Source organism: uncultured Fibrobacter sp. (assembly GCF_937877005.1).
In the GTDB taxonomy this organism is placed as follows: Bacteria; Fibrobacterota; Fibrobacteria; order Fibrobacterales; family Fibrobacteraceae; genus Fibrobacter.
Genome location: NZ_CALEFV010000050.1, coordinates 1 through 2,426, shown reverse-complemented (window position 1 = coordinate 2,426; position 2,426 = coordinate 1). Strand labels below are relative to the sequence as shown.

Sequence of the window (2,426 nt, the reverse complement as noted above, 5' to 3'; positions counted from 1 at the left end):
TTTGCCAACTCACGGTTCACTTCCATGTCTTCCACCAGCAATAGGCGCATGTTCGTGAAATCCGCCTTGGCCGCGATGGAGATATTGCGCTTGCCACTTTCGGGAACCTCCGTGCCGCTCGCCATCTTCAGTTCCACGTTCACGAAGAATTCCGTCCCCTTGCCGACTGTCGATTCAAACTTGATTGTCCCGCCCATCAACTTCACGACGTTCTTTGCGATTGCAAGCCCGAGGCCCGTACCCTGCACTCCGCTGATAGTCGAGACGCGCTCCCGCTCGAAGGCATCGAACACGCGGTCTGCAAACTCGGGCGAAATGCCGATACCGTCGTCCTTCACGCGGATTTCGAACGCGGCCTTGCCCTCTTCGATGCATTCCTTTTCGGCGAGAGTCACGGAAACGTGCCCTCCTTCCGAAGTAAACTTGAATGCGTTGCTGACCAGGTTCAGAATCACGCGGTTCATGCGGTTCCTGTCGCAGAGCACCACCGGGTTCCTGAGGCCGTCGTATTTCACGGCAAAGGCGATGTTCTTGCCCACCATCTGCGCCTCGAACATGTCGCGGATTTCGTCCATCATTTTCCGCAGGTCGGTGGGCCGCTCTTCCAGTTCCATCTTCCCGATTTCGATGCGGCTCATTTCGAGCATGTCGTTGATGAGGGCCATCAGGTACATGTTCGAAGAATCGATCTTGGTCAGGTATTTCTGGATTTGCTCGGGGGTCGCCTCCGGTTTGCGCGCCAGGTTGGTGTAGCCGATAATGGCATTCATGGGCGTGCGCAGGTCGTGACTCATGTTCGAAAGGAATATGGTCTTTGCCCTGTTGGATTCCTCGGCGATATGCTTTTCGCGGTCCAGTTTCTGTTCGCGCTGCTGCTGCGTGCGGTAGATGTTCACCACGATAAAAATACACAGGATAATGAAGAGCGTTTCTACCAGGTTGTTCTTCAGCTGGGAATCGCGGACAAGGTCCATCTGCTCTTCCATGAAGTCCTTTTCCTGTACCACCTGGGCTTCGGTCATGGGAATATGCATCTTTTTATGCAGATCCGTATGGAACTCGGTGATATGCGCGATGACATCCTCGGTTTCGTCGTTAGTGACCTGGCGTTCCCACATCACCGCCGAGAACAGCAATATGAACAGCATGGTCACCCACATGATGGCCGACTTGCCGAAACGGTTCTCCTGGTCGCGCATGAACACGGCCCTGTATACGATGAACCCCACAATGCTCCACGCCATCAGAATCATGAAGGATTCCGTAGCGATGGTGTTCATGTTCCAAAGCGTCGGCGTAAGCGGGAAGAAAAAGAAGAAGGCGGATATTACGACACCCAGGATTCCGGTAAAGTTCAGCACTGTCTTTTGTCTGCCGGTTTCACTGCGGGCAATTTTCACTATCCCCGCAGAAACATACAGATAAATGATAGATGCACTGATGGAGGTGATGTCCACAATCCAGCCGATGGCCGTTCTCCCGAAGAACGGAATAATGCAGGAAAAGAGCATCACGTAGATAATGCCGTAGTTGGTGGCGCCGTGACGGTTGATATGCCCGAACCAGGACGGCATCACGGAATCTTCGGCGAGGCTCAGGAACATGCGCCCGATTGTTCGGTAAAGCCCAAGAAGACTCGTGGAAATGGCCGCCGTGATGGTTATGGCGAGCACAATAAGGCCGCCGTTGCCGAGGGTCCTGAAAACGGCGTGGAATACTGGGACAGATTCAATGCCCTTGAGATTCTTCAGGTTGGCAAAATAGGTTTCCCAATTGCCGGATCCTGCAGGGTTTGCCGAAACCGAAAGAAGAGCTATGAAGGCGTAGACAATCGCTCCGGTTGCAAGAGCCGCCACCATGATGGCGAAACCGTATTTCGGCTTGAAGTCATAGGTGGAAGAGGCAAAGCTCACCACGCCAAAGCCTACAAATGCCCAGGGGGCAAGCACCAGCACGTTCACGATCTGCATCAGGGGGGAATGGTCCTTCGCGACTCCCGCCGTCGCAAAGGCCGGGCCCATATCCGAGAAATCAATCCCGCCCTTGCAGGCAATAATTGCAAACAGGCTGACCACACCGCCAAAGAATATGAGGGCAAGCACCGTATTCACCAGGCGCAGCACGTTGGTGTTCCTGCAACTGATGAACCCGAACAGAAGTATAGTAGAAGAAAAATGCAATAATGGAACATATATGGTAATTCCTAATGTAACAGGAAAAGGAGATATCAGTATTTTAAAAATAAATAAGACGGTATAAACCGCCTTATTTTAAAATGACATGTGTTCAACAAATGAGCCAGCTGTACGAAGTGCTTTGCCTGCTGCTTTTTTGATTGTTCTTTGAATATTCTCATTAGGCATATTTGCAGCTCTGCCCTTTGCGATAGCGTCTTTTAGGCTTGAGTTATTGTCCGGGTCCGGTCC

1 protein-coding gene and 1 pseudogene are annotated in these 2,426 nt (G+C 52.1%); both read right to left on the bottom strand.

What is annotated here, in order from left to right; genetic code table 11:
- Positions 1 to 2,180, bottom strand: a 2,180-nt coding sequence (locus Q0628_RS02895; RefSeq protein WP_298768073.1) for an ATP-binding protein, incomplete at its 3' end; no start/stop codon positions are given.
- Between the two features lie 135 nt (positions 2,181 to 2,315).
- Positions 2,316 to 2,426 (bottom strand): annotated as a pseudogene (locus tag Q0628_RS15675) (YebC/PmpR family DNA-binding transcriptional regulator); the annotation flags it as partial.